We start from the raw sequence: 25131 nt of genomic DNA on the forward strand, positions 1-25131 counted from the left end.
CTCCCGATGAGGGCTCCGCGATGGGCGCACGACGACCCGAAAGTCGATTACCCATGCTGCAGAACACCCGTGCGCTCCGGCGCGCCTCCGACGTGGCCGAAGCTCGTGCCGCGGTCACCTCGCGTCGTCCGAAGTGGATCTTCGGCACCATCGCGACCGGCGTCATCGGCGCCGCCCTCACCGTCGGCCTCGTCTCGGCGCCGGCCGCCGGAGCAGAGATCCCGAACGCCGTCGCCGATGTCACCTCGTTCGTGACCGGCTCCCCGCAGCCGGTCGGCAAGGTGGCGGACGACTCGGCGATCACGATCTCGCTCGCCGAGGACGCCGCCTCGGCCGCCTCCGCGCTCAACACCGAGGTCGCCGCGTCGGGCCTCGACCTCGCGGGAGCGCCCGCCGCCGTCGACACCTCCGACCTCACGGCGTGGGTCGACCAGCTCGGTGACCGCGACGACCTGTCTGCGCGCGAGGTCACGAGCCTGACCGCCTACACGGTGACAGGCACCGATCAGATCGTGGCCGAGACCACGGCGCTGCGACAGGCGTACACCGCCGCGCAGGAGCGCAAGGCGGCCGAGGAGCAGGCCGCCGCCGCGGCCGCCGCGCTGGCGCAGGCGAACACCGTCGACGGAGCGAAGGCGACGGCGCGCCAGATGATGTCGAGCCAGTACGGCTGGGGCGACGACCAGTTCTCGTGCCTGAACTCGCTGTGGACCAAGGAGTCCGGCTGGAACTACCAGGCCTACAACCGCGACGGCGGCGCGACCGGCATCCCGCAGGCGCTCCCCGGCAGCAAGATGGCGTCGGCCGGCAGCGACTGGCAGACCAACGCGGCGACCCAGATCGCGTGGGGCCTCGGCTACATCGAGCGTGCCTACGGCACGCCGTGCAGCGCCTGGGGGCACTCGCAGGCCATGAACTGGTACTGAGCGCCCGGACGTACCGTTCGGGACGGCCCTCTGCTTCGGCAGGGGGCCGTTTCGCGTCCGACTGACGTCAGCGCAGCTCGGAGATGAGCACGGCGCGGGTGCCCGCGACGGTCGCGTCGAAGACATGGGGGACGTCGCCGGGGTAGGAGAGGTAGTCGCCCGGGTTCAGCAGGACCGTGGAGTCGACGGGGCCGATGTGCGCCTGGCCGGAGACGAGGATCACGTGCTCGGTCGTGCCTACGTGGTGCGGGTCGGAGCGCCGCGGGTCGCCGGGCTCGGCGGTGATGACGTACAGGTCGCGGCGCGCCCCCGGAGGGCTGGCAGAGAGAAGCGTCGCGCTGTAGGCGGCGGCAGCCGACGGGACACCCGCGAGTTCGTCGGCCCGGATGAGGGTCGGCGCGTTCTGCTGCTGGTCGACGAGAACCGCGAACGGGATGCCGAGGGCGACGCCGAGAGCCCAGAGCGTCTCGACGCTCGGGTTGCCTGATCCGGACTCGAGCTGCGAGACGGTCGCCTTCGAGATCCCCGCGCGGCGCCCCAGCTCCGAGGCGGAGAGTCCGGCCGCTTCGCGCTCGCGTCGGAGCGTGCGTGCGATGCGCGAGCGGAGATCATCCATCCGTTCATCATGCCAAACGATCGTTCGCTTGACTATACGTGCCACTCTGTTCAGAATGATGTTCATGTGTTCAGTGGATCGAACGATGCGTCCGTGAGCGCCGACCGCGAAGTGTGGCGCGAAGCGCTCGGCGTCGTGCTCGCGACCAGCGCCTACGGCGTCTCGTTCGGCGCGCTGGCGGTCGCCTCCGGGCTCGACGTGTGGCAGACCTGCGTGCTGAGCCTGTTGATGTTCACCGGAGGGTCGCAGTTCGCGTTCGTCGGCGTCTTCGCCGCAGGAGGCGTGGCAGCGCTGCCGTCGGCGATCGCATCCGCCGTGCTCCTCGGTGTGCGCAACGTCGCCTACGGCATGCGCATGTCACCGGTGGTCGGCACCACTCCGGCGAGGCGGGCGCTCGCCGCCCACTTCACGATCGACGAGTCGACCGCGGTGGCGGTGTCGCAGAGCGATCCGCGGCTCCGCCGGGTCGGGTTCTGGGTCACCGGCATCGGGATCTTCCTCGGATGGAACCTCACGACCCTGATCGGCGCGCTCGTCGGCGACGTGCTCGGTGACCCGAAGACCTGGGGACTGGATGCGGCCGCCGCAGCCGCCTTCCTGGCGTTGCTGTGGCCGCGTCTCCAGCAGCGTCAGGCGATCGCTGTCGGCATCGCGGCGGCCGTCGTCGCCGCCGCTCTCACGCCGATGCTGATGCCGGGGCTGCCGGTGCTCGTGGCGGCCGTCGTCGCGATCCTGGTGGGGTGGTTCGACTGGCTGGGCCGCGACATCGCGTCCGCCGCCCCGGAGCCGGAGGTCATCCGATGAGCGTGTGGAGCGCCGTCCTGCTCGCGGCCGTGATCTGCCTGGGGCTCAAGGCCGTCGGGTACCTCGTGCCGCCGTCGGTGCTGGAGCAGCCGCGGCCGGCGCGCATCTCGGACCTGCTCACGGTCGCCCTGCTCGCCGCCCTCGTCGCCGTGCAGACGCTCGGCGACGGACAGGCAGTGGTGGTCGACGCTCGTGTGCCGGCGCTGCTCGTCGCGGCGGGACTCCTCTGGTTGCGGCAGTCGTTCCTCGTGGTCGTGATCGCCGCGGCGGCGACCGCCGCGCTGCTGCGGCTCTTCGGTCTCGCCGTATGAGCGGTGCGGTCGTGGCCCCGCACACAGCACGCGTAGGATCGTCCCGTGCGTAATGGTGGGATCTCCCGAGTGCTGTCGTGGCTCGCCGCGGCCCTGGTCGGCGGTGTGTTCGGCATCGCCGGGACGATCGCCCACAGCGTGACCTGGGGCCCCGTGCCCATCGGGATCATCGTGGCGGCCATCGCGTGCGGTGCGATCCTCATCGCGATCCGTGCGCTCACGCACGACCGGGGAGCCGCGCTCGCCGCCGGGCTGGGCATGGTCGGAATGCTGATCCTCATCTCGGGGGTCGGCCCCGGGGGATCGATCGTCGTCCAGGATTCGCTGAGCGGGCGGATCTGGATCTGGGTCGTCGCGGGTCTCGTGCTGCTCGTCGTCGCGTGGCCGTCGCTGTCGCGGCTGCCTGCGCGCACTGTCGCGCCCGAGGCGGCCCCCGCGCCCGACGCGTCGTCGTCGCCGATCACCGAGGTGCCGGGAGTCTCCCCGCGCCTCTCGCCGGGAGAGCGCACAGGCGACGGGTCGTAGACTGGACGGGTGACGTATGTGATCGCCCTTCCGTGCGTCGATGTCAAGGATCGCGCCTGCATCGACGAATGCCCCGTTGACTGCATCTACGAGGGGGAGCGCTCGCTGTACATCCACCCCGACGAGTGCGTGGACTGCGGTGCGTGCGAGCCCGTGTGCCCGGTCGAGGCCATCTACTACGAGGACGACCTGCCCGACGAGTGGCAGGACTACTACAAGGCCAACGTCGAGTTCTTCGACGAGGTCGGATCCCCCGGCGGCGCTGCGAAGGTCGGCGTGATCGCGCACGACCACCCGCTCATCTCGGCTCTCCCGCCGCAGGGCGAGTAGGCCGTGAGCGTCCACGACCTGGCCGACTACCCCTGGGATGCGGTCGTCCCGTTCCGCGAGCGCGCCGCGCAGCACCCCGACGGTCTCGTCGACCTGTCAGTCGGGTCGCCGGTCGATCCGACGCCGGAGCTGATCCGGCGTGCGCTCGCCGAGGCGACGGATGCGCACGCATATCCGCAGACGGTCGGCACCCCCTCGCTGCGAGAGGCCATCGTCGACTGGTACGCCCGGCGTCGGGGGGTCTCGGACCTCACGGTCGACAACGTGCTCCCCACGATCGGTTCGAAGGAGCTCGTCGCGCTGCTCCCCACGCTGCTGGGCCTGGGAGAGGGCGACATCGTCGTGCACCCCCGCGTCGCGTATCCGACGTATGAGGTCGGCGCGCGTGTGGTGGGCGCGACGCCACTGCCCGCCGACGACCCGGCCGACTGGCCGGAGGGCGCGAAGCTCATCTGGATCAACACCCCCGGCAATCCCGACGGACGCACGTGGACGGTCGACGAGCTCGAGAAGGCCGTGCGCCGTGCTCGCGAGATCGGCGCCGTGCTCGCGAGCGACGAGTGCTATGCGGAGCTCGGGTGGGACGGGCCGTGGGCGACCGACCGCGTGCCGTCGATCCTCGACCCTCGGGTGACGGGCGGCAGTCGGGCGAACCTGCTGAGCGTGTATTCGCTGAGCAAGCAGTCGAACCTCGCCGGGTACCGTGCCGCGTTCCTGGCCGGGTGCGCGCGCATCGTCGGCGATCTGCTGACCGCCCGCAAGCACCTGGGGCTGATGCCTCCGGCTCCCGTGCAGCACGCGATGGCGGTCGCTCTGGGCGACGACGAGCATGTGGCCGCGCAGAAGGAGCTGTACCGCGAGCGCCGTGACGCGCTGCGACCGGCGCTGGAGGCCGCGGGTTTCCGCATCGACGGCTCCGAGGCCGGTCTGTACCTGTGGGCGACCGCGGGGGAGGACGCCTGGGTCAGCATGGGCCGTATGGCCGATCTCGGCATCCTGGCGGGCCCGGGGCCGTTCTACGGAGCGCACTCGGGTCAGCACGTGCGCCTCGCGCTCACGGCTCCGACCGAGCGCGTTCTCGCCGGCGCACAGCGTCTGCGCTCAGCATCCCTGTAGGAAATACCCGGCGAATCCACGTTGTTTTGTCGGATGTCACAGTAGGCCGATGCGACTACTAGGCTGTAAAGGCGATTCGGTCGCGTATCGACGATCTCGATCCGACCAGGCGCACGACGCCGTGACATCGCCACATCCGGCTTGATGAAGACCCATGAGGAGGCCCGCGCGTGAGCGAAGCGGCAGACCAGCAGGCGAAGGCGACGCTGACGATCGGCGGCACCACGGCGGAGTTCCCGGTCGTACGCGGCACCGCAGGGCACGACAGCATCGACTTCTCGACCCTGACCCGCCAGACCGGCTACACGGGCCTCGACTACGGCTTCGTCAACACGGCGTCCACCAAGTCGGAGATCACCTTCATCGACGGCGACAAGGGCATCCTGCGCTACCGCGGATATCCGATCGAGCAGCTCGCGGGCAACACGAGCTACCTCGAGGTCGCCTGGCTCCTCATCTACGGAGAGCTGCCGTCGGCTGCCGAGCTCGCCGAGTTCGACGAGAAGATCCGTCGTCACACGCTCCTGCACGAAGACCTCAAGCGCTTCTTCTCGGCGCTCCCGCACACCGCGCACCCGATGTCGGTGCTCTCGTCGGCCGTGGCTGCGCTCTCGACCTACTACGAGGGTCAGACCGACCCGCACAACCCCGAGCACGTCGAGCTCAACATGATCCGCATGCTGGCGAAGCTCCCCGTGATCGCCGCGTACGCACACAAGAAGAGCGTCGGTCAGGCGTTCCTCTACCCCGACAACTCGCTCGGGTTCGTCGAGAACTTCCTCAAGCTCAACTTCGGCGTCAACTCCGAGCCCTACGAGATCAACCCGGTCATGTCGAAGGCGCTCGAGCTGCTGCTGATCCTGCACGAAGACCACGAGCAGAACGCCTCGACCTCGACCGTGCGGCTCGTCGGGTCGACCGGCGCCAACCAGTTCGCGTCGATCTCCGCTGGCATCCAGGCTCTCTCGGGGCCGCTGCACGGCGGGGCCAACGAAGCCGTTCTCACGATGCTCGGGCAGATCCGCGACTCCGGCCAGAGCGTGTCGCGCTTCGTCGAGCGGGTGAAGAACAAGGAAGAGGGCGTGAAGCTGATGGGCTTCGGGCATCGGGTGTACAAGAACTACGACCCGCGCGCCAAGCTCGTCAAGGAGGCCGCCGGCGAGGTGCTCGCCGAGCTCGGCGTCACCGATCCGCTGCTCGACCTCGCGCAGGAGCTCGAGGAGATCGCCCTCGCCGACGACTACTTCAAGGAGCGTCGCCTGTACCCGAACGTCGACTTCTACACCGGCGTGATCTACAAGGCGATGGGCTTCCCCACGCGCATGTTCACCGTGCTGTTCGCGATCGGCCGTCTGCCGGGCTGGCTCGCGCAGTGGCGCGAGCTGCAGCTCGACCCGCAGACCAAGATCGGCCGCCCGCAGCAGCTGTACACGGGGTCGGCGGAGCGCACCTTCCAGACCCGCTGACCAGAGGTCGCCACAGACGCGAAGAGCGGATGCCGTCACGGCATCCGCTCTTGTTCGTATCGGAGGTGGGGGTCAGCGGCCCTGTCCGCCGCGACCGCGACCGCCCTGGCCGCCTCGCGAGCCGCCCTGACGCGATCCGCCCTGGGGCTGTCCGCCCTGGGCGCCGCCCTGGCCGCCCGAGCGCGGACGACGACGGCGACGCGACGGCGGGGTCGTCGCCGAGGACTTCTCGCCGCCGTTCGGGCGCTGCTTGGGCGCCTGGCGCTGCGGCTGCTTCTGCACGGGCGCGGGGCGCACGTGCGGCGCGCGCTCGGGCACCAGCTCCGTGACGGCAGCGGCCGAGAGGTCTTCCAGGGGCGCGGTGATGGCGGCCTTGCGCAGCAGGTCCTTGACGTCGCGACGCTGCTCGGGGAGCACGACCGTGACGACCGTGCCCGCGGCGCCGGCGCGCGCGGTGCGGCCGGACCGGTGCAGGTACGCCTTGTGCTCCATGGGCGGGTCGACGTGCACCACGAGGTCGACGTTGTCGACGTGCACGCCGCGCGCGGCCACGTCGGTGGCCACGAGCACGCGCACGCCGCCGTCCTCGGGGTCGGACGAGAACGCGCCGAGGTTGCGCTCACGCGCGTTCTGCGACAGGTTGCCGTGCAGGTCGACCGCGGGGATGCCCGCGGCGGTGAGCTGCTTCGCGAGCTTCTTGGCCTGGTGCTTCGTGCGCGTGAAGAGGATGCGGCGGCCGGTGCCGGAGGCGAGATCGCGCACCAGCGTCGTCTTGTTCTCGGTCGAGTCCACGACGAGCACACGGTGGGTCATCTCGCCGACCGGCACGCTGGCCTCGTCGACCTCGTGGCTCACGGGGTTCACGAGGAAGCGACGCGCGAGCGTGTCGATGCCGCGGTCGAGCGTGGCGCTGAACAGCAGGCGCTGACCGCCCGCCGGGGTGGCGGTGAGGATGCGGGTGACGCCGGGCAGGAAGCCGAGGTCGGCCATGTGGTCGGCCTCGTCGAGCACGGTGACCTCGATCTCGCTGAGGCGCACGACCTGCTGCTTCATGAGGTCTTCGAGGCGACCGGGGCACGCCACGACGATGTCGACACCGCCGTTGAGGGCCTGCTCCTGCGGGCGCTGGCTGACACCGCCGAACACGGTGGTGACCTTGAGCCCAGCGGCGGCGGCGAGCGGCGCGATGGTCGCGGCGATCTGCGTGGCCAGCTCGCGGGTCGGCGCGAGGACGAGTCCGCGGGGCAGACGCGCGCGGCGCGGGCGACCGGAGGCGGCGAGGCGTGCCACGAGCGGCAGAGCGAAGGCGATGGTCTTGCCGCTGCCCGTGCGGCCGCGTCCGAGGAGGTCGCGACCGGCGAGCGAATCGGGGAGCGTATCGCGCTGGATCGCGAACGCTTCGGTCTTGCCGGACTCGGCGAGGACGGCGGCGAGGTCGGCGGGAACGCCGAGATCGAGGAAGGAAGGCATGGAAAACTCCGACAGCGCGCACGGCGGATCGCACGCGAGGGTTCTGGGTGAGAGGTGGCGACGGCGCAGGCAGCGCATCGGTTCGCCGTGCGAAAGGCCAGCTACGGCTGGTAGAGAGCAGCGTTCCGCGTGCTCGTTTCGGTCCTCGGAGACCCCGTGACGACGACGACATCAGCGGACGACTCGTCCGGATGACCCGTTCAGTCTAGCAGTGCGGGCGGACGCCGAGGCTGTGCGGCGCGCTCAGGCGTGCAGCGCCTCGTTCAGCGTGACGCCGACTCCTGCCCGACGAACGGCCTCGACGGCGCCGCTGAGCGAGTTGCGGCGGAACAGGATGCCGTTCTCGCCGGAGAGCGCCGCGCCCTTGACCGTCTGACGACCGCCGTCCGGCGTCGCGGGGGAGTCGGCGAGGACGACCTTCGTGCCGGCCGTGACGTAGAGCCCGGCCTCGACCACGCAGTCGTCGCCGAGCGAGATGCCGATGCCCGCGTTGGCGCCGAGGAGCGTGCGGGCGCCGATCGAGACGCGGTGGGAACCGCCGCCCGACAGCGTGCCCATGATGGAGGCGCCGCCGCCGATGTCGCTGCCGTCGCCGACCACGACGCCCTGCGAGATGCGGCCTTCGACCATGGAGGCGCCGAGCGTGCCGGCGTTGAAGTTCACGAAGCCCTCGTGCATGACGGTGGTGCCGGGGGAGAGGTAGGCGCCGAGACGCACGCGCGAGGCGTCGGCGATGCGCACGCCGGTCGGCTGCACGTAGTCGGTCAGGCGCGGGAACTTGTCGAGGCCCTGCACCTGGATGCCGGCGCGCTGCAGCAGCGGACGCAGGCGTGCGGCGTCGTCGGGGTGCACGGGGCCGGCGTTGGTCCAGGCGACGATCGGCAGGTGCGCGAAGATCCCGTCGAGGTTGAGTTCGTTCGGGCGTACGGCGAGGTGCGAGAGCGCATGCAGACGGAGGTACGCGTCGGCGGTCGACGCGGGCGCCTCGTCGAGGTCGATGTGCAGCTGCACGGCTTCGACCGTGACGTTCCGGCGCTCGTCGGGACCGGCGAGCGCGTCGAGAGTGATCAGCGCGGCTGCCGCGTCGCCCGCAGCGGGGGCGGTGGTGGAGACCTCGGGGAACCACGCGTCCAGGACGGTGCCGTCCGCGGCGATGGTCGAAAGTCCGGTACCCCACACGGTGCGCGCCTCAGTCATGCGTCCACGCTATCGTCCCCGCCTGTGCGCCGACGCACACGTGACGCGATAAGTAGGCTGGGAGGATGGTGCTCGATCTGACCGCGTCCTCCCTCGATCTCACGCGCGCGATCTGCGACGTCCCGAGCGTGTCGGGCGACGAGAAGACGCTCGCCGACCTGATCGAGGAGGCGGTCTCCGTCCACCCGCACCTCGAGGTCATCCGACACGGCAACACGATCGTGGCTCGCACCGACCTGGGTCGCGCGCAGCGGGTCGCGATCGCGGGCCACATCGACACCGTGCCGATCAATGAGAACGTCCCCACGCGTGATGTGGACATCGACGGCGAGCGATACCTGTGGGGCCGCGGCACCGTCGACATGAAGGGCGGCGTCGCGGTGCAGCTGAAGCTCGCGGCCGAGCTCACCGACCCCGCGGTCGACATCACCTGGATGTGGTACGACAACGAAGAGGTCGAGGCGTCGAAGAACGGACTCGCACTGCTCGCCGCCGTGCGCCCCGACCTGTTCCAGGCCGACTTCGCGATCCTAGGCGAGCCGTCCAACGGCGAGGTCGAAGGAGGGTGCAACGGCACCATGAGGGCGATCGTGCGCACCTCGGGCGTGCGCGCACACGCAGCGCGCGCGTGGATCGGCGAGAACGCGATCCACCGGGCGGCTCCGATCCTCGCCCGGCTCGCGGAGTACCGGGCGCGCGAGGTGCCCGTCGAAGGTCTCCTCTACCGCGAGAGCATGAGCGCCGTGCGCATCTCCGGTGGGGTCGCGGGCAACGTGATCCCGGATGCCTGCGAGGTCGAGGTCAACTACCGCTTCGCGCCGAGCAAGACCGCGGCCGACGCCGAGGCGCACATCCGCAATCTTCTTGCGGGCTTCGAGGTCGAGATCACGGATGCCGCGGAGGGCGCCCGTCCGGGCCTCGACGCCCCGATCGCTCAGGAGTTCGTCGCCGCGGTCGGCGCCGAACCGCGCCCGAAGTACGGATGGACCGATGTCGCGCGGTTCTCGGCCCTCGGCATCCCCGCCGTGAACTACGGCCCGGGCGACCCGCATCTCGCGCACCACGACGAGGAGCGCGTGCCCGTCGCGCAGATCGACGCGGTCGAGCGAGGACTGCGTGCATGGCTCAGCTCACGCTGACCCTCGCGCGCCGATGGGCCGGCATCCCGCTGCCGGGGCGCATCGCGATCGTCTACGTCGTCGCCCGTCTCGTCACCACCGCCCTGATGATCGCCGCCGCCGCGCAGTCGACCTCGCTGTCGCGATTCGGCGCCGAACCGGGACTCGCGGACTTCGTGGTCGGCTGGGACGCGCAGTGGTACTGGCTCGTGGCGGAGAACGGATATCCGTCGGAGCTGCCGCTCACCGACTCCGGCGACGTCGCCGAGAACGCCTGGGCCTTCATGCCGGTCTTCGCGTATCTCGCGAAGGCCGTGGGGTTCGTGTTCGGGTCGTGGGGGATGGGCGCCCTGCTGGTGTCGCTCGTCGCCGGGTACCTCGCATGCCTCGCGCTGCATCGCCTGCTGCGCGACCGCATCGGCCGATCCGCGGCGATGTGGGCCGTCGTGTTCTTCGCCTTCGGGCCGCTCGCGGCGATGTTCCAGGTCGGGTACGCCGAGACGCTCTTCCTGCTGCTCCTGTTCCTCGCGCTCGACGCCACGGTGCGGCGACGCTACGCCTGGCTGTATCTCCTGATCCCGATCATGGCGTTCACCCGGCCCGGCATCCTCGCCTTCGCGCTGTACATCGGTCTCCACGGCATCCTGCGTCTCGTCCACCGACGCGATGACCCGCTCGCGCGTCGCGAGGTCGTGCACATCCTCGCGACGGGCGCGCTGGCGACCGTGTGCGGATTCGCCTGGCAGGGCATCGCCGCACTCGTGACCGGTGATCCCGGCGCCTACCTCGCGACCGAGCTCGCCTGGCGGCAGCACTGGATCGCCGGGGGCGTCGACGTCTTCATACCGTTCGAGGGATGGATCCAGGCGTCGTCGTTCTGGTTCGGGCAGTGGGGACTCCCCGCCGAGTGGGGCTCGACCGCGCTCGCGCTGCTGGTGGTCGCTGTCGCAGCGGGGCTGCTGTTCCTCCGGCAGGTGCGTGCCCTCGGTGCGGATCTACGCCTCTGGAGCGCGAGCTACCTGCTGTACCTGCTCGCTGTCTTCTTCCCGCAGTCCAGCACGTTCCGCCTCCTGCTGCCGCTGAGCCCGCTGTGGGGAGCGGTCGCGGTGCCGCGCTCGCGGCTGTGGCGGCTCGCGGTGCTCGCGGCGTGCATCCTCGGTCAATGGGCGTGGATCTTTCCCGTCTACGCCCTCGGGAACACGTTCTGGCAGGTTCCGTGAATGTTAATCCTTGATGCATTTCTTCACGGGCGACGTCCAGGTTCGAGTGACACCCGATAAACTGATCGCATACCACCGGAGGAAAAGGAGCCCACGATGGCAGCGATGAAGCCGAGGACCGGAGACGGACCCATGGAGGCCGTGAAAGAAGGGCGACTCATCATCGTGCGTGTCCCGCTCGAAGGCGGCGGCCGTCTGGTCGTCTCCGTGAACGACGCCGAGGCGAAGGAACTTCACGACGTGCTGGCAGCCGTCGTGGCACCGGCCTGATCGACTCCGGCCCGCTCTGACGCGGACCGGCACGAGGGCGACGGATGACATCCGTCGCCCTCTTCGCGTCCGGACGCCGATCGACGGCGGGATCGTCGCGGCGGACGTGGTCAGTCGGAGCCGAGGCTGAGGAGCTGCAGGAGGCCCTCGGCCGCGGGGGAGACGGTCGCGAGCACGGCCGCAGACTCCTGCGTCTCCTGCACCAGTGACCGGTAGGCGGCGGTGATCTCGTCGCGCTGCACGGGATCGGCCACGCGCCCGCCCGCGAGAACGCGCGGCACGAGGACCATGCCGCCCGTGCGGACCAGGCGCAGTCCGTGCTCCACGTATTCGATGACGTTCTCGGGATCCGCGTCGACGAGCACGATGTCGTACGACGCCTCGTTCATGCGGGGGAGCACATCGGCGGCACGCCCCGTGATGAAGCGCGCCTTCGTGGCCGGGATGCGGGCGTCGGCGAACGCCTGACGTGCCGCTGCCAGGTGCTCGGGCTCGTTGTCGATCGACGTCAGCACGGCCTGCGGTGCTCCGCGGAGCAGCCAGAGCCCCGAGACTCCGGCCCCGGTGCCGATCTCGACCATCGAGCGCGCCCCGGTCGCGGCCGCGAGAACTGCGATCTGCGACCCGAGCGCCGGGCTGATCGGCGCGGCGCCGAGCTCGACCGCGTGGGCGCGGGCACGGGCGATCGGAGCCGGTTCCACGATCGACTCGCGCAGGAACCGTGCGTTCGCATCGTTCTCGCTCATGGCCTGGATCTCCTGCCTCACGGGTGTGTTCCCCCAGAGTATGCGCTCGGTGTGCGACGGGCGGGCAGGCGCGGCGGTAGCCTGGAGAGATGCAGTTCGGGATCACCTTCGAGAAGCTGCTGCTGATCGGTCTGATCGCTGTGCTGCTCGTCGGACCGGAGCGGCTGCCGCGCTACGCCGAGAGCGTCGCGAAGCTCGCGCGCCGCGCGGGGGAGTTCCTCCGCGACACCAAATCGCGCGTCCGCGACGAGATGGGACCCGAGATCGACGACGTCGACTGGCGACGACTCGATCCGCGGCAGTACGACCCGCGCCGCATCATCCGCGACGCCCTGTTCGAAGACGACAACACTCCGGCCAGAGCCACGCCGACCCCGGTGGTCGCCGAGCCGACGGTCGTGAAGCCGGACTCCCGCGTCGTCCGGCCCGACTTCTCGCGAGACGCCCCGCCTCCGTACGACCGGGAGTCGACCTGAGCCCGTCCCGTCGCGGCGGCGCCCCGGCCTGAGGAGTGCGCGGATCAGGCGACGCTGAGGCGCAGCCGCTCGATGTCGTCGTCGGTGAGCAGCACGCGCGGGACCACTGTGATCGCCGAGCTGTCGCGGATGCGAAGGATCACGGCGTCGCGGCCGACCCTGATGCCCTGGAACTCGCGGTAGCGGATCTGGGACACACGGCGGTCGGCGCCGATCTGCAGAGTGTCGGGTTCGAGCCGCGCCCACACCACGGTGCCCGGTGGGGTCGCCGCGCGCACGGCACGACGGGCGCCGGACACGGTCGCGAACACGGCGACGGCGGCCAGCCCGATGGTCGCCAGGGGGAGCCAGCCGGCCGAGCCCGAGTCGTCGGCGGTGCCTGAACCGAGCGTGATGAAACTGAGGACGAGACCTGCCGCGAGGGCGATCCACATCACGATCGCGCCCGGACGGGTCAGTCCGTAGACGGCGGCGTCGCGCGCCATGCGGCGCAACAGGCTCTCATCGATCGTGACGGTCACGGGGTCCTCTCAGGAGAGCGTCATCGGCAGCGGGCGCCCGGACAGGCCGCGCGCGCGACGCGACAGCGAGCTCGCGAGTCCGCGGATCGCGGACGCCGCGGCATCCGTCGGCTCGGTCAGCACGATGGGGGCTCCGGCGTCGCCGCCGGCGCGGAGGCCGGGGCTGAGGGGGATGCTGGCGAGAAGCGGCACCTCCTCGGTCTCCGACAGGGCCTCGGCGACGGCGGCGCCCCCGCCCGAACCGAACAGGTCGACCACCGTGCCGTCGGGGAGGGTCAACGGTCCCATGTTCTCGACCACGCCGATCACGTGCTGACCGGTCTGCCGCGCCACGAGCCCGCTGCGGATCGCGACGTCCGAGGCCGCGGCCTGGGGGGTCGTCACGACCAGCACCTCGGCGTGCGGCAGGATCTGCCCGATCGAGATCGCGATGTCGCCGGTTCCCGGGGGCATGTCGATCAGCAGCACGTCGAGGTCACCGAAGAACACATCGGTGAGGAACTGCTGCACGGTGCGGTGCAGCATCGGTCCTCGCCACGCGACGACGGACTCGCCGTCGCGCAGGAACATGCCGATCGAGATGGTCTTCACGCCGTGCGCGACGGGCGGGAGCATGAGGTCGTCGATGCGGGTGGGCTGCGTGCCCGCCGGGATGCCGAGCAGGCCAGGGATCGAGAACCCGTGCACATCGGCGTCGACCAGCCCCACCGCGAGCCCCTGCTCGGCGAGGGCGACGGCGAGATTCGCGGTGACGGTCGACTTGCCGACTCCGCCCTTGCCGCTCGACACGAGGATCACGCGGGTCAGTGAGTCGGGGCCGAAGGGCATCTGCCGGGGCGCGCGTCCGTCGCGGAGCTTCTCGGTGAGCGCCTTGCGCTCAGCGGGCGTCATGACCCCAACGTCGACCTCGACCTCGTCGACGCCCGTCACAGACGACGCGGCGGCGCGCACGTCGGACTCGATGCGCTGCGCAGCCGGGCATCCGACGATCGTGAGGACGATCGCGACGCGCGCCGTGCTCCCGTCGACCGAGATCTCGCGCACCATGTCGAGGTCGCCGATCGGCCGTCGGAGCTCGGGGTCCGAGACCGCGGCGACCGCCGCACGCACCGCGTCGGCGGAGCTCACGATGATGCGCGGCCGCTCGCCCGCCGGTCGTCGGCGAGCGGTGCCGCGGGGTCGTCGTGGTCGCCGAGCTCCGCGAGAAGGGCCTTGAGCTCCTGACGCAGCACATCGCGCGTCACGACCTGGGCGTTGCGCTCCTCGAGCGACATGCGCAGTGCCACGATCTCGCGTGCGAGGTACTCGGTGTCGGCGAGGTTGCGCTCCGCACGCTGACGGTCCTGCTCGATCTGCACCCGGTCACGGTCGTCCTGGCGGTTCTGGGCGAGGAGGATCAGCGGAGCCGCGTACGAGGCCTGCAGCGACAGCATGAGCGTCAGGGCCGTGAAGCCCAGCGCGGCGTCGTCGAAGCGCAGGCCGATCGGCATGAGCGTGTTCCATCCGATCCACAGGATGCAGAACAGGCTCAGGATGACGAGGAAAGCCGGGGTGCCCATGGCGCGGGCCACCCACTCGGTGAAGCGGCCGAATCGGTCGCGCGAGGTCGCCCGGGGGCGTGACGACCCGCGACCAGGAGCATCGAGACGAGGGGAGCGGGCCATCATCCCACCTCCGTCGTCGGCGTGGTGCGCGTCTGCGCGGTCGCGCCCTGCACGGGCTCGTCGACGTCATGCGTGCGCCAGTCGTCGGGGAGAAGGTAGTCGAGGACGTCGTCGATGCTGATCGCGCCGACCAGGCGGTGCGCGGTGTCGATCACGGGGAGCGAGACCAGGTCGTAGCTCGCGAGCATGCGTGCGACCTCGGCGGCGGACGCCGTCACAGGCACCGGTTCGAGGCTGTCGTCGACGATGGCGCCGAGACGCTCGTGCGGCGGGTAGCGCAGCATCCGCTGGAAGTGCACCATGCCCAGCAGCCGTCCGGTCGGGGTCTCGAACGGGGGCAGGGTCACGAACACGGCCGCCGCGAGGGCAGGGTGCAGCTCGTGCCGGCGGATGAGCGCCAGCGCCTCCGCCACCGTGGCGTCGGCGGAGAGGATGATCGGCTCGGGCGTCATGAGACCGCCTGCCGTGTCAGGACCGTAGCGGAGCAGCATCCGCACGTCCTCCGCCTCTTCGGGCTCCATGAGCTCCAGGAGCTGCTCGAGTCGGTTCGGCGGGAGCTGGGCCAGCAGGTCGGCCGCGTCGTCGGGCTCCATCTGATCGAGGATGTCGGCGGCGCGCTCGTCGCCGAGGCGGTCGAGGATGTGCACCTGCTCGTCTTCGGGCATCTCTTCGAGGGCGTCCGCGAGCCGGTCGTCGGAGAGTTCTTCCGCGACCTCGATCATGCGCTGCTGCGGGAGATCGAGGAGCGTGTTCGCGAGGTCGGCGGCATGCAGCTCGGAGTACGAGGCCACGAGCTGCTCGGCCGACTGGGCCTCACCGGGGGCGCGCTGCTCGGCGACCTCGCTCCACGCCGCGAATGTGGTCGAGCCCTTCGCGAACGGCGACGCGCTCGTCTTGGGGCGCCGCAGGAAGAGCTGACTGATCGCCCACTCGCCGAGCCGGTTCGGTTCGATCGCGACGTCTTCGATCACGGCGCTGCCGCTGCCGTCGACGAGGGTCACACGACGGCCGAGGAGTTCGGCGAGCACGCGCACCTCACCCGCGCGCGGCGAGAACCGTCGCACGTTGATGAGGCCCGTGCTGATCACCTGGCCGGCGCGGATCGACGTCACGCGCCCGATCGACAGGAACACCTGCCGGCGACCCGGGATCTCGACCACGAGCCCGATGACGCGTGGCGCGGCGGTACTTCGATACACGATGACGACGTCACGGACCTTGCCGAGCCGGTCGCCCACGGGGTCGAAGACGGCGCACCCTGCCAGGCGCGCGGCGAATACCCGTTGTGTGCTCACCCGTCCAGCGTAGTCCGCGGATCCGACGCCGACGGCGGCACTGCCGCGCGATGCGGCGGCTCCCGGGCCGATCAGGGGGAGGCATGGAACAATGGCGGGATGAGCATGCTGAACCGTCCTGCAGACAATCGCGACGAGGGTGAGATCGTCGCCTCGACGCGCGACTACGAGGGTGCGCAGAAGACGGTGTCGAAGCTGATCGCGCAGGAGGTCCCGGCTCGCGACATCACGATCGTCGGTCAGAGCGTGCGCACCGTCGAGCGTGTGACCGGCCGCCTCGGCTACGCCGCAGCGGCGAGGTCAGGGGCGATCAACGGCGTGCTCATCGGCCTCTTCCTCGGAGCGATCCTCGTGCTGGGCAACCCCGAGGTTCCGATCCAGCTCTTCGTCGGCTTCGTCTTCATCGGCGTCGCGATCGGCATGATCCTCAGCCTCGTGACCTATGCGATCGTGCGCCGCCGGCGCGACTTCGCGAGCGTGACGCAGTTCGCGGCCGACCACTACGAGGTGCGCGTGCAGGCGGCATCGCTCGCAAAGGCGCGTCAGGTGCTCGGCGCCGTGCGTCCGGCCACGGTGCGCCCGCCGGTGAACCTCGACGAGCCGCCCCGGTACGGGGAGCGCATCACGCCCGGGAGCGGCGACGGACAGGCCCCCCAGCCCGCTCCGCCCGCCGACCAGGCGCCGCCTGCATCGCCCGATCCGGAGATCCCGCCGCGCCCCGCCGACCCCGTCGCCGCCCCTGAGTCGGGAGACGATGCACCGGATGCCGGTTCGCCGAAGCCCGCCGGGGGTGCGTGATGAGCACGAATCCGCCGTTCGGCCAGGATCCGACGCAGCCGGTGCCGCCGCCCCCTCCTGCGCCTCCGGCGCCTCCCCTCGTTCCCGGTCAGGCCACGCCCTCCGTCGCTCCCGGATTCCCTGCTCAGGCCCCCGGATACCAGGCGCCGGAGCCATCGCACGCCGCTCCGGCTCCCGGGTACCCGTCGCCCGCTCCCGGGTACCCCGCGGGCATGTACCCCGCGACCCCGGCGCCGCGTGGGCTCCTGCCGTGGGCGCTCGGACTCCTGATCCTCATCCCGTTCCCCTTCGTCGGAGGGCTCGCATCCGGAATCGCGATGGCGGTGAGCGGTGGCGCATCCCGTCGTTTCGGCGGCGTGGCGGCGGAGAACGCGCGTGTTGCGCTGAACTGGGGCCTCACCTACCTGCTGCTGTCGACCGTGCTCCTGGTCGGCCACTTCGTGCTGCTCTTCGCGCTGTCGGCGGATGGTCCCGTGCGAGGCTTCTATCCGCTCGGGACGGCGATCACGATCTACTTCGCACTCTCCGTGCTGCATCTCGTGCTCGTGATCGTCGGCATGGTCCGGGCATCCTCCGGCAAGGTAATGCGCATCCCGTTCGCGATCCCGTACCTGCGTCGCTGATGACCGGCATCTCGGTCGAGCTGCCGAACGGCGCGACGAGCGTCTCCGTCGACTGGACGGACGGCACGCGCGATGACGTCGTCCTGATCGCCCACGGCGCCGGGACCGGCAAGGACCACCCGTTCCTGACGGGGTACGCCGACGCCCTCGGTGCTCTCGGATTCTCGACGCTGCGCTTCAACTTCCCGTACGTCGAGCAGGGACGCCGGATGCCGGGACCCGCCGCGCACGCGGTCGCCACCTGGCGCGCCGTGGCAGCGTTCGCCCGCGCGCAGGCACCGTCCGCCCGGATCTGGGCGACCGGCAAGTCCTACGGCGGACGCATGGCGTCGATGGCGGTCGCGGAGGGCCTGGAGGTCGACGGTCTCGTGTATCTCGGCTATCCGCTGCATCCGCCGGGGCGTCCCGAGAAGCCTCGGGCCGAGCATCTGCCGTCGATCTCCGTGCCGCAGCTTTTCGTCGAAGGATCGAACGACCCGTTCATCCAGCCGCTCGACCAGTTCGAGGCCGTCGTCGCGACGTGCCGGGACGCGCGCGTGGTGTGGGTCGACGGCGGCGGGCACACGTTCGAGGTCAAGGGGCGCAAGCGCCCGGCCGACGAGATCGGCGCCTCGCTCGCCGCGATCGTCGCGGAGTTCGTCGCCGCGATCTGACCGTTCAGTCGAGCGAGCAGAGCTCCTCGTCCGCGAGGAGGCGTCGCATGGTCGAGAGGCCGAGTTCGCTCATCGCGGGGTTGGTCTGCTCGTAGTACCAGACCAGGCCCATCGCCTGCTGCAGCGCCCAGGCGGCTCCGCGGCGCCACGTGACGGCATCCGCCCCGAGGCCGTCGCGCACGATGGAGCGACGCTCCTCGTCGAACAGGTGCCAGGCGGCGACGAGGTCGAGCGCCGGATCCGCCGGACCGAAGCCACCCGTGTCGAGCACACCCGCCAGTCGATCGCCGGAGGCGAGGAGATTGAAAGGTGTGAGGTCGCGGTGGCTCATCACGTCGGGCCCCGCCGTCGGCAGGTCGCGCAGCGTGCGCCACAGGCGCCCTGCGCGCTCGACGTCGAGCAGGTGCGCGCTCTGTGCGAGGCAGTGCTCCACCCACTCGTCGTGGTCGCGCAGTCGCCCGCCGCGCCCGCGACCGTCGAACACGCGGCCCCGCACGTCGGCCGTGCGCACCGACGAGATCAGGTCGACGAGATCTCGCGCGAACCGGACGGACGTCGTCTGGGAATCCGGCGCGACGACGTCGCCCGCGACCCACGTCTGCACGGTCCAGGCCGAAGGGAACTCCTCGGATGCCGGGGCCACGCCGATCGTGATCGGAGCGGTGATCGGCGAGACCGCGGCGAACTCGGCCGTCGCCGCGGCCTCGCCGTGCAGCCGGTCCTCCGACTCGCCCACCAGTGGGAACCGGGCCGCGTGCGCGTCGCCGACCCGGATGATCGTGTTCACCGTCCCCGCGGTGCGCAGTCGCCGCAGCGGACGGCCGGCGAGCTCGGGGAAGCGCCGCGAGATCAGTCCCGCCGCGACCTCGTCGGAGATCCCGAGCTCGCCGTCATGCACCTGGGGGTGCTCAGTCCTGCACCCGGGCGATCCACGCCTCGATCTCGTCCGCGGTGCGGGGGATGTCGGCCGACAGGTTGACCGGGCCGTCCTCGGTCATGAGGATGTCGTCCTCGATGCGCACGCCGATGCCGCGGTACTCGGCCGGCACCGTCACGTCGTCGATCTGGAAGTACAGCCCCGGCTCGATCGTGAACACCATTCCCGGAGCGAGGATGCCGTCGTAGTACATCTCCCGGCGCGCCTGCGCGCAGTCGTGCACGTCGATGCCCAGGTGATGCGACGTGCCGTGCACCATGTAGCGGCGGTGCTGGCCGCCGGCATCCGCGTCGAGCGCCTCCTCGGCCGTCACCGGCAGCAGACCCCACTCGGCCGTGCGGGCGGCGATGACCTTCATGGCCGCCTCGTGCACCTCGCGGAAGCGCACGCCGACGCGTGCCGCGGCGAACGCGGCGTCGGCGGCCTCGCGCACCGTCTCGTACACGCGGCGCTGCACCTCGGTGAAGGTTCCCGAGACCGGGAGGGTGCGCGTGATGTCGGCCGTGTACAGGCTGTCGGCCTCGACACCCGCGTCGACCAGGATCAGGTCGCCGTCGGCGACGGCGCCGTCGTTGCGCGTCCAGTGCAGGTAGCAGGCGTGCGGTCCGGAGGCCGCGATCGTGTCGTAGCCCTCGCCGTTGCCGTCCTCCCGTGCACGACGGTGGAAGACGCCCTCCACGACGCGCTCGCCGCGGGCGTGAGCCACCGCGTCGGGCAGAGCGCGGATGATGTCGTCGAAGCCCTGTGCGGTGATGTCGACCGCGCGGCGCATCTCGGCGATCTCGAACTCGTCCTTCACGAGGCGCAGCTCGGAGACGACGCGCGTGAGGTCGTCGGACTCGTCGAGCACGAGCTCGCCGTCCACGGGCGCGAAGTCGTCGAGGTGGGCTGTCGCGACGCCCAGGTCGGCCGCGACGCCCGCGAGCGAGGGGCGCGGGCCGATCCAGAACTCGCCGACGGTCGCGTCGGCGTAGAACTCGGTGGTGGTGCGGTCGGCGCGCTCACGGAAGTAGAGGGTCACGTCGTGACCGTCGGCGGTCGGCTCGAACACCAGGATCGAGTCGGGCTCCGAGTCGGCGGCCCACCCTGTGAGGTGTGCGAAGGCCGAATGCGCGCGGAACGGGTAGTCGGTGTCGTTGCTGCGCTGCTTGAGCGAGCCGGCCGGGATCACGAGGCGCTGCCCGGGGAAGGCCGCGGAGACCGCCGCGCGACGGATCGCGGCGTACGGGGCCTGCGGGCGCGCCGTCGGGAGGGTCTCCGGGCGCTCGGCCCATCCGGTCGAGATCGTGTCGAGGAATCCACGCGGGAACGGCTGTTTGCGGTTCGTGGTCCCGGCCTCGGCGGTCTTCTCGGCCGCGGTCTCGACGGGGGTCTCGGCGATCGTGTCGCGTTCTGCGGTGCTCATCCCTCCAGTGTCTCACCTGAGCCCGGGCAGCGGGATGCGGGTGCGGGTCAGCCGGCCGGCTCCAGCTGCACGATCAGCGCGCGGTGATCGCTGCCGCCCGCATCGTCGATGACCTCGGATCCGGTCGGCGTCCAGTTCGGCGATGCCATGACGTGGTCGATCGGCGCGCTGAGCAGCGCGGGCAGCGAACTCGGCCAGGTGCCGCTGAGGCCGTTGCCGGTGCGCGACGCCACATCGCGGCAGTACCCCATGTCGCCGCCGTCGACGCCGAGGCCCGCCATGTGGTCGACGGTCGCGTTGAAGTCGCCCGCGATCACGAAGCTGCCCTCGGGGCACTGATCGGCGATCCACCGCAGATCGCTGCGCCACTGCTCCATCTCCTCCATGCGCGGGGCGACGGCGTGCACGGCGACGATCGTGGGACCCGACCCGTCGATCGGCATGAGCACGGCGCTCGGCACGGAGCCGGTGTTGCTCGAGCCGTCCTCGGACGACTCGATCACGGAGTACTCGCCGAGCTCGGGCGAGACCAGCACCGTCGTGAACCACGACTTCGGTCCGTCGACCACATCGGGTCGGAACTGCACGTGATGAACCCACATCGGGTGTCCCTGCTCGCGCAGCATCACGGCGACCTGCTCGCCGACGGCCTCGGTGGTCTCGGGCAGCGCGACGATGTCGGCGCCGCGGTCGAGCACCTGCGCGGCGATCTGCTCGGCGGTGACCGCGTCGCCCGCGGTGTTCCAGGTGAGGACGCGGATGCTGGTGTCGGTCGCGGCCGGCAGCGTGGCGCCGAAGCCGCGGGTCACCCCGACCGCGCCGGTCGCCGCGGCGCCGAGCAGCGCGACGATCAGGATCGACGCCGCGAATCCGCGCAGCGGCCGAGCGATCAGGAGGAGCAGCGCCACCACCGCGATCACGGCGAAGGCGCCGAGCACGAGGCCGCGGGCGGCCACGATCTGCGCGAAGGGCCAGGTCTGCTCGAGGTGGAAGAACTGCGGCCACACCACGATCGCCGTGACGATCGCGAGAAGCACGGTGAACAGGATCCCCAGAAGTCTCAGCATCCCCTCCAGCCTAGGAGCGCTCGCTGTGAAGACCCTGCCGCGTGCGCGTCCGCAGGGCCCCGCGCTCGGTACGCTCGGAGGATGGCCGTCGTCCACTCGCACCGCTTCGCGGGACCCGCCGACCTGCACCTGCACTCGAACCACTCCGACGGCACCGAATCGCCGCGCGAGGTCGTGCGACAGGCGCAGGCCCACGGTGTGCGTACACTCGCCCTCACCGACCATGACCGCACGACGGGGTGGGATGCCGCAGGCGACGAGGCGGTGAGCCGCGGCATGACGTTCCTGCCCGGTATGGAGCTGTCGGCCAAGCACGAATGGCGCAGCGTGCACGTGCTCGGCTATCTGTTCGATCCCACGCACCCGGGGCTGGTCGCCGAGACCGAGCGCATCCGCGGCGACCGGATCGGCCGCGCCGAGCGCATCGTCCGCAACATCGGCCGCGACTACGACCTGCACTGGGACGACGTGCTCGCCCAGACGACCCCGGATGCGACGGTCGGGCGCCCGCACATCGCGGACGCGCTCGTGGCGCGTGGCATCGTCCGCGACCGTACGGAGGCCTTCGACGGCATCCTGCACCCGCGAGAGGGCTACTACGAGCCGCACTACGCGCCCGATCCGCTCACGGCGGTGCGGCTGATCACGGATGCCGGGGGAGTGGCGATAATCGCGCACCCCGTGACGAGCGGTCGCGACCGCATGATGCCGGTCACGTTCATCGAGCGACTGATCGCGGAGGGGCTCGGCGGCTTCGAGATCGACCATCGCGAGAACACCGAGTCGGGCAAGACGACCCTGCGGCGCATCGCTGCCGAGCACGACCTGATCGTGACGGGTTCGAGCGACTACCACGGACACGGGAAGCCGAACCGACCGGGGGAGAACACCACGGCCGACGACATGGTCGCGCGGCTCATCGGGCGCGCGACCGGCAGCGAGCCGCGCTACCCCTGACCGCGGCGGCGCGCCGGCAGGGCGACTCTCACGGCGAACTGTCGAGGAGCGCCGATAGCCTTCCGGGCATGCAGAGAGCGACATCCCTCGAGCAGCGCATCGACGCGATCGCTCACCGCATCCTCCTCGGCGCCCCGAGCCGGGGCGCACGCGCCGCACTGGTCGAGTTCTCGGTGTTCGTTCTCAAACAGGCATGGGCGTGCGTGTTCGGCGCGGCCCTGCTCGTCGCGATCGTCGCCGCGCGGCTCTGGTATCCCGACGACGCCGTGCTCGCACGCAACGACGCGCTGACCATCACCGCCGTGCTCATCCAGGTCGCCATGCTCGTGTTCCGCCTCGAGTCCGGTCGCGAGCTCTGGGTCATCGTGCTGTTCCACCTCACCGGCACCGCCATGGAGCTGTTCAAGACCGACGTCGGCTCCTGGGCGTATGCCGCCGACGGCATCCTGCGCATCGGGGGAGTCCCGCTGTTCAGCGGGTTCATGTACGCGGCGGTGGGCTCGTACATGGTGCGCGTGCATCGGCTGTTCGACCTCGGGTTCACCCGCTATCCGTGGCGCTGGGCGACGACCGTGCTCGCGGCGGCGATCTATCTGAACTTCTTCACGCATCACTGGTGGTGGGATGCGCGATGGCTGCTGCTCGCGGGAGTCGTGGCCCTGTGGCTGCCCACGATCATGCACGCCAGGGTCTGGCGTCGGACGATCCGTCTGCCGTTGCTCGCGGTGTTCGCCGGCGTCGCGGTCTTCATCTACCTCGCCGAGAACATCGGCACCTGGGCGGGGGCGTGGGCGTATCCCGACCAGATGGTGTCCTGGCAGCCGGTGTCGCTGAGCAAGCTCAGCTCGTGGTTCCTGCTCATGATCATCTCGGTCGTGATGGTGACCTGGGTGTACCCGCCACGGCCTCCGACCGCGGTGGCCGCACCGGACACGGCGGAGGGGGCGGACGCCGCTCTCACAGCATCCGCCCCCTCCGATGACGGGTCGCGGGGAGCTCAGGCTCCGGCGACCGGAGTCGTGCCCGCCGCGCCCGAGCCCCCGCGGCGACGACGCCGACGACGGGACGGCGCGGGCTTGCCGTCGTGATGCTCCTTGCCGGCGCCGTCGTGCGTTCCGGCGCCCTCGGCGCTGCGGTCGGCCGTCGGCGCTGATCCACCCTCGTCGCCGGAGCGCGGAGAGGTGCCATCGGCGAAGGTCGAGCCGACCTGCGAGGAACCGCCGCGACGACGGCGACGGCGGCGGGTGCCGCCCTCCGACGTGCCCTCGGCCGCGGCGTCGGCCGCGCGCTCCGGACGCGGCTGGCGCGCCGGCTTCTCGGCCTTCGGGGCCGACACGAGGCGGCCCTTCGTCCCCTCGGGGATGTCGAGGTCGGTGTACAGGTGCGGGCTCGAGGAGTAGGTCTCGAGCGGCTCCGGCTGACCGAACTCGAGTGCGCGGTTGATGAGGGCCCACTTGTGCAGGTCCTCCCAGTCGACGAAGGTCACCGCGATGCCGGTCTTGCCGGCACGTCCCGTACGTCCGGCGCGGTGCAGGTAAGTCTTCTCCTCGTCCGGGATGGTGTGGTTGATGACGTGCGTCACGTCGTCGACGTCGATGCCGCGCGCGGCGACGTCGGTCGCGACGAGCACATCCTTCTTCCCCGCCTTGAACGCGGCCATCGACCGCTCGCGCTGGTCCTGGCCCATGTCGCCGTGCACGCCGCCCACGTTGAAGCCGCGGTCGCCGAGCTCGTCGACCAGGCGCTGGGCCGCGCGCTTGGTGCGCGTGAAGATCACGGTCTTGCCGCGGCCCTCGGCCTGGAGGATGCGGGCGATGACCTCGTCCTTGTCCAGCGAGTGCGCCCGGTACACCAGGTGCTTGATGTTGGCCTGGGTCAGGCCCTCGTCGGGGTCGTTCGCGCGGATGTGGATCGGGTTCGACATGAAGCGCCGCGCGAGCGCGACGATCGGACCGGGCATCGTGGCCGAGAACAGCTGCGTGTGACGCACGGCCGGGACCTTCTGGAAGATCTTCTCGATGTCGGCGAGGAAGCCGAGGTCGAGCATCTTGTCGGCCTCGTCGAGCACGACCTCGGTCGCGTTCGACAGGTCGAGCAGACGCTGGCCCGCGAGGTCGATCAGGCGACCGGGGGTGCCGACCACGATCTGAGCGCCGGCCCTGAGCTGATCGATCTGGCCCTCGTAGGCCTTGCCGCCGTAGATTGCGACGACGCTCGTGGAGCGGTTGCTCGTGAGCAGGTCGATGTCCTCGTACACCTGCACCGCGAGCTCGCGGGTCGGGACGACGATGAGCGCCTTGACGCCCGGCTCCGGGTTCTGGCCGAGACGCTGCACGACCGGGATGCCGAAGCCGAAGGTCTTACCGGTTCCGGTCTTGGCCTGGCCGATGATGTCCTGTCCGGGGAGCCCGAGCGGGATGGTCTGCTCCTGGATGGGGAAGGCGTCGACGATGCCCTTGGCGGCGAGTGCGTCGACGATGTCCTGATCGATTCCGAGATCAGCGAAGGATGTCAATGTTCAGATGCCTGTCCGGCGACCGCTGCGGGCCGCCACGTTCACGGATCCACGCCGTCTCTTGTGCCACAGGCGCGGGCCCCGCTCCGACGGCGGGGACGCGAC

At 70.7% G+C, this 25131-nt stretch carries 28 protein-coding genes; 16 read left to right on the forward strand and 12 right to left on the reverse strand.

The genetic code is table 11. The annotated features are described in order from the left end of the window. Window positions 1-53: 53 nt before the first annotated feature. On the forward strand, window positions 54-926 hold the full coding sequence (locus tag ACIPYT_RS10105) for a phospholipase (RefSeq protein ID WP_401073221.1): 873 nt from the start codon (window positions 54-56) through the stop codon (window positions 924-926). A 67-nt stretch (window positions 927-993) separates the two neighbouring features. Here ACIPYT_RS10105 and ACIPYT_RS10110 read toward each other — a convergent pair whose 3' ends face one another. Then, window positions 994-1542 (reverse strand): helix-turn-helix domain-containing protein, encoded by a 549-nt coding sequence (locus tag ACIPYT_RS10110; RefSeq protein ID WP_401073224.1) that lies wholly within the window; start codon window positions 1540-1542, stop codon window positions 994-996. A 93-nt stretch (window positions 1543-1635) separates the two neighbouring features. On the opposite strand from ACIPYT_RS10110, the gene ACIPYT_RS10115 reads away from it, so the two are divergent. From ACIPYT_RS10115 to ACIPYT_RS10140, 6 genes are all read left to right on the forward strand, one after another. Next, window positions 1636-2346 carry an AzlC family ABC transporter permease gene (locus tag ACIPYT_RS10115; RefSeq protein ID WP_401073226.1) on the forward strand — a complete coding sequence of 237 codons (711 nt, stop codon included), beginning with the start codon at window positions 1636-1638 and terminating at the stop codon, window positions 2344-2346. Beyond that, window positions 2343-2657 (forward strand): AzlD domain-containing protein, encoded by a 315-nt coding sequence (locus ACIPYT_RS10120; protein ID WP_401073229.1) that lies wholly within the window; start codon window positions 2343-2345, stop codon window positions 2655-2657. Before ACIPYT_RS10115 ends, ACIPYT_RS10120 begins: the two co-directional genes overlap by 4 nt. A gap of 45 nt (window positions 2658-2702) precedes the next feature. Continuing rightward, window positions 2703-3182 (forward strand): histidinol dehydrogenase, encoded by a 480-nt coding sequence (locus tag ACIPYT_RS10125; protein ID WP_401073232.1) that lies wholly within the window; start codon window positions 2703-2705, stop codon window positions 3180-3182. Between the two features lie 9 nt (window positions 3183-3191). Next, window positions 3192-3512, forward strand: a complete 321-nt coding sequence (gene fdxA / locus ACIPYT_RS10130; RefSeq protein WP_401073234.1) for a ferredoxin — start codon at window positions 3192-3194, stop codon at window positions 3510-3512. Between the two features lie 3 nt (window positions 3513-3515). Continuing rightward, entirely contained in the window at window positions 3516-4628 is a 1113-nt protein-coding gene (gene dapC / locus ACIPYT_RS10135; RefSeq protein WP_401073237.1) for a succinyldiaminopimelate transaminase, read from the forward strand. Between the two features lie 170 nt (window positions 4629-4798). Further along, window positions 4799-6094 carry a citrate synthase gene (locus tag ACIPYT_RS10140; RefSeq protein WP_401073239.1) on the forward strand — a complete coding sequence of 432 codons (1296 nt, stop codon included), beginning with the start codon at window positions 4799-4801 and terminating at the stop codon, window positions 6092-6094. Window positions 6095-6166: 72 nt separating this feature from the next. Here the strand turns inward: ACIPYT_RS10140 and ACIPYT_RS10145 are convergent, their stop codons facing one another. Continuing rightward, a complete protein-coding gene (locus ACIPYT_RS10145; protein ID WP_401073241.1) occupies window positions 6167-7564 on the reverse strand; it encodes a DEAD/DEAH box helicase in 1398 nt (465 codons plus the stop codon). A gap of 243 nt (window positions 7565-7807) precedes the next feature. Continuing rightward, a complete protein-coding gene (gene dapD, locus ACIPYT_RS10150) occupies window positions 7808-8761 on the reverse strand; it encodes a 2,3,4,5-tetrahydropyridine-2,6-dicarboxylate N-succinyltransferase (RefSeq protein WP_401073243.1) in 954 nt (317 codons plus the stop codon). 65 nt (window positions 8762-8826) lie between these two features. Here dapD and dapE point away from each other — a divergent pair, with 65 nt between their 5' ends. The 3 genes from dapE (at window position 8827) to ACIPYT_RS10165 (ending at window position 11369) form a co-directional block, all read left to right on the forward strand. Next, complete coding sequence (gene dapE / locus ACIPYT_RS10155) at window positions 8827-9900, forward strand: succinyl-diaminopimelate desuccinylase (protein ID WP_401073245.1); 1074 nt, start codon at window positions 8827-8829, stop codon at window positions 9898-9900. Further along, window positions 9882-11099, forward strand: coding sequence for a hypothetical protein (locus ACIPYT_RS10160; RefSeq protein ID WP_401073248.1), 1218 nt, complete (start codon window positions 9882-9884; stop codon window positions 11097-11099). Before dapE ends, ACIPYT_RS10160 begins: the two co-directional genes overlap by 19 nt. Before the next feature lie 96 nt (window positions 11100-11195). Then, window positions 11196-11369, forward strand: coding sequence for a DUF3117 domain-containing protein (locus ACIPYT_RS10165; protein WP_017203323.1), 174 nt, complete (start codon window positions 11196-11198; stop codon window positions 11367-11369). Window positions 11370-11479: 110 nt separating this feature from the next. On the opposite strand, the gene ACIPYT_RS10170 is transcribed toward ACIPYT_RS10165, so the two are convergent. Further along, window positions 11480-12115 carry an O-methyltransferase gene (locus ACIPYT_RS10170; protein WP_401073251.1) on the reverse strand — a complete coding sequence of 212 codons (636 nt, stop codon included), beginning with the start codon at window positions 12113-12115 and terminating at the stop codon, window positions 11480-11482. A gap of 89 nt (window positions 12116-12204) precedes the next feature. Between ACIPYT_RS10170 and ACIPYT_RS10175 the strand changes: the two genes are divergently transcribed. Further along, the gene (locus ACIPYT_RS10175; RefSeq protein ID WP_401073254.1) at window positions 12205-12591 is read left to right on the forward strand and encodes a Sec-independent protein translocase TatB; all 387 of its coding nucleotides are present in this window, start codon (window positions 12205-12207) and stop codon (window positions 12589-12591) included. A gap of 44 nt (window positions 12592-12635) precedes the next feature. Here the strand turns inward: ACIPYT_RS10175 and ACIPYT_RS10180 are convergent, their stop codons facing one another. The 4 genes from ACIPYT_RS10180 to ACIPYT_RS10195 are packed head-to-tail and all read right to left on the reverse strand — an operon-like array spanning window position 12636 to window position 16071. Then, window positions 12636-13112, reverse strand: coding sequence for a YcxB family protein (locus tag ACIPYT_RS10180; RefSeq protein WP_401073256.1), 477 nt, complete (start codon window positions 13110-13112; stop codon window positions 12636-12638). Window positions 13113-13121: 9 nt separating this feature from the next. Continuing rightward, window positions 13122-14240: an Mrp/NBP35 family ATP-binding protein gene (locus tag ACIPYT_RS10185; RefSeq protein ID WP_401073259.1), complete on the reverse strand. Its 1119-nt coding sequence runs from the start codon at window positions 14238-14240 to the stop codon at window positions 13122-13124. After that, a complete protein-coding gene (locus ACIPYT_RS10190; protein WP_401073262.1) occupies window positions 14237-14776 on the reverse strand; it encodes a DUF1003 domain-containing protein in 540 nt (179 codons plus the stop codon). Before ACIPYT_RS10190 ends, ACIPYT_RS10185 begins: the two co-directional genes overlap by 4 nt. After that, on the reverse strand, window positions 14776-16071 hold the full coding sequence (locus ACIPYT_RS10195) for a magnesium transporter MgtE N-terminal domain-containing protein (RefSeq protein ID WP_401073265.1): 1296 nt from the start codon (window positions 16069-16071) through the stop codon (window positions 14776-14778). The genes ACIPYT_RS10190 and ACIPYT_RS10195 overlap by 1 nt, the downstream gene beginning before the upstream one ends. 99 nt (window positions 16072-16170) lie before the next feature. Between ACIPYT_RS10195 and ACIPYT_RS10200 the strand changes: the two genes are divergently transcribed. Genes ACIPYT_RS10200 through ACIPYT_RS10210 form a run of 3 tightly spaced genes read left to right on the forward strand, consistent with a single transcriptional unit; the run spans window position 16171 to window position 18145 of the window. Next, entirely contained in the window at window positions 16171-16869 is a 699-nt protein-coding gene (locus tag ACIPYT_RS10200; protein ID WP_401073268.1) for a general stress protein, read from the forward strand. Beyond that, the gene (locus tag ACIPYT_RS10205; RefSeq protein ID WP_401073271.1) at window positions 16869-17492 is read left to right on the forward strand and encodes a DUF4870 domain-containing protein; all 624 of its coding nucleotides are present in this window, start codon (window positions 16869-16871) and stop codon (window positions 17490-17492) included. Before ACIPYT_RS10200 ends, ACIPYT_RS10205 begins: the two co-directional genes overlap by 1 nt. Continuing rightward, a complete protein-coding gene (locus tag ACIPYT_RS10210) occupies window positions 17492-18145 on the forward strand; it encodes an alpha/beta family hydrolase (RefSeq protein ID WP_401073273.1) in 654 nt (217 codons plus the stop codon). The genes ACIPYT_RS10205 and ACIPYT_RS10210 overlap by 1 nt, the downstream gene beginning before the upstream one ends. A 4-nt stretch (window positions 18146-18149) precedes the next feature. On the opposite strand, the gene ACIPYT_RS10215 is transcribed toward ACIPYT_RS10210, so the two are convergent. The 3 genes from ACIPYT_RS10215 to ACIPYT_RS10225 are packed head-to-tail and all read right to left on the reverse strand — an operon-like array spanning window position 18150 to window position 21554. After that, a complete protein-coding gene (locus ACIPYT_RS10215; RefSeq protein WP_401073276.1) occupies window positions 18150-19043 on the reverse strand; it encodes a phosphotransferase in 894 nt (297 codons plus the stop codon). A 10-nt stretch (window positions 19044-19053) separates the two neighbouring features. After that, window positions 19054-20487 (reverse strand): aminopeptidase P family protein, encoded by a 1434-nt coding sequence (locus ACIPYT_RS10220; protein ID WP_401073279.1) that lies wholly within the window; start codon window positions 20485-20487, stop codon window positions 19054-19056. 47 nt (window positions 20488-20534) lie between these two features. Further along, the gene (locus ACIPYT_RS10225; protein ID WP_401073282.1) at window positions 20535-21554 is read right to left on the reverse strand and encodes an endonuclease/exonuclease/phosphatase family protein; all 1020 of its coding nucleotides are present in this window, start codon (window positions 21552-21554) and stop codon (window positions 20535-20537) included. An 81-nt stretch (window positions 21555-21635) separates the two neighbouring features. Here ACIPYT_RS10225 and ACIPYT_RS10230 point away from each other — a divergent pair, with 81 nt between their 5' ends. Together ACIPYT_RS10230 and ACIPYT_RS10235 are read left to right on the forward strand one after the other, a co-directional pair. Next, window positions 21636-22511: a PHP domain-containing protein gene (locus ACIPYT_RS10230; RefSeq protein ID WP_401073284.1), complete on the forward strand. Its 876-nt coding sequence runs from the start codon at window positions 21636-21638 to the stop codon at window positions 22509-22511. Window positions 22512-22579: 68 nt separating this feature from the next. Then, complete coding sequence (locus ACIPYT_RS10235) at window positions 22580-23599, forward strand: DUF817 domain-containing protein (RefSeq protein ID WP_401073287.1); 1020 nt, start codon at window positions 22580-22582, stop codon at window positions 23597-23599. Here ACIPYT_RS10235 and ACIPYT_RS10240 read toward each other — a convergent pair. After that, window positions 23509-25026 carry a DEAD/DEAH box helicase gene (locus ACIPYT_RS10240; RefSeq protein ID WP_401073290.1) on the reverse strand — a complete coding sequence of 506 codons (1518 nt, stop codon included), beginning with the start codon at window positions 25024-25026 and terminating at the stop codon, window positions 23509-23511. The two genes, ACIPYT_RS10235 and ACIPYT_RS10240, sit on opposite strands and share 91 nt — an antisense overlap. Window positions 25027-25131 lie beyond the last annotated feature (105 nt).

The organism is Microbacterium sp. NPDC089695, from assembly GCF_044749085.1.
Lineage (GTDB): Bacteria > Actinomycetota > Actinomycetes > Actinomycetales > Microbacteriaceae > Microbacterium.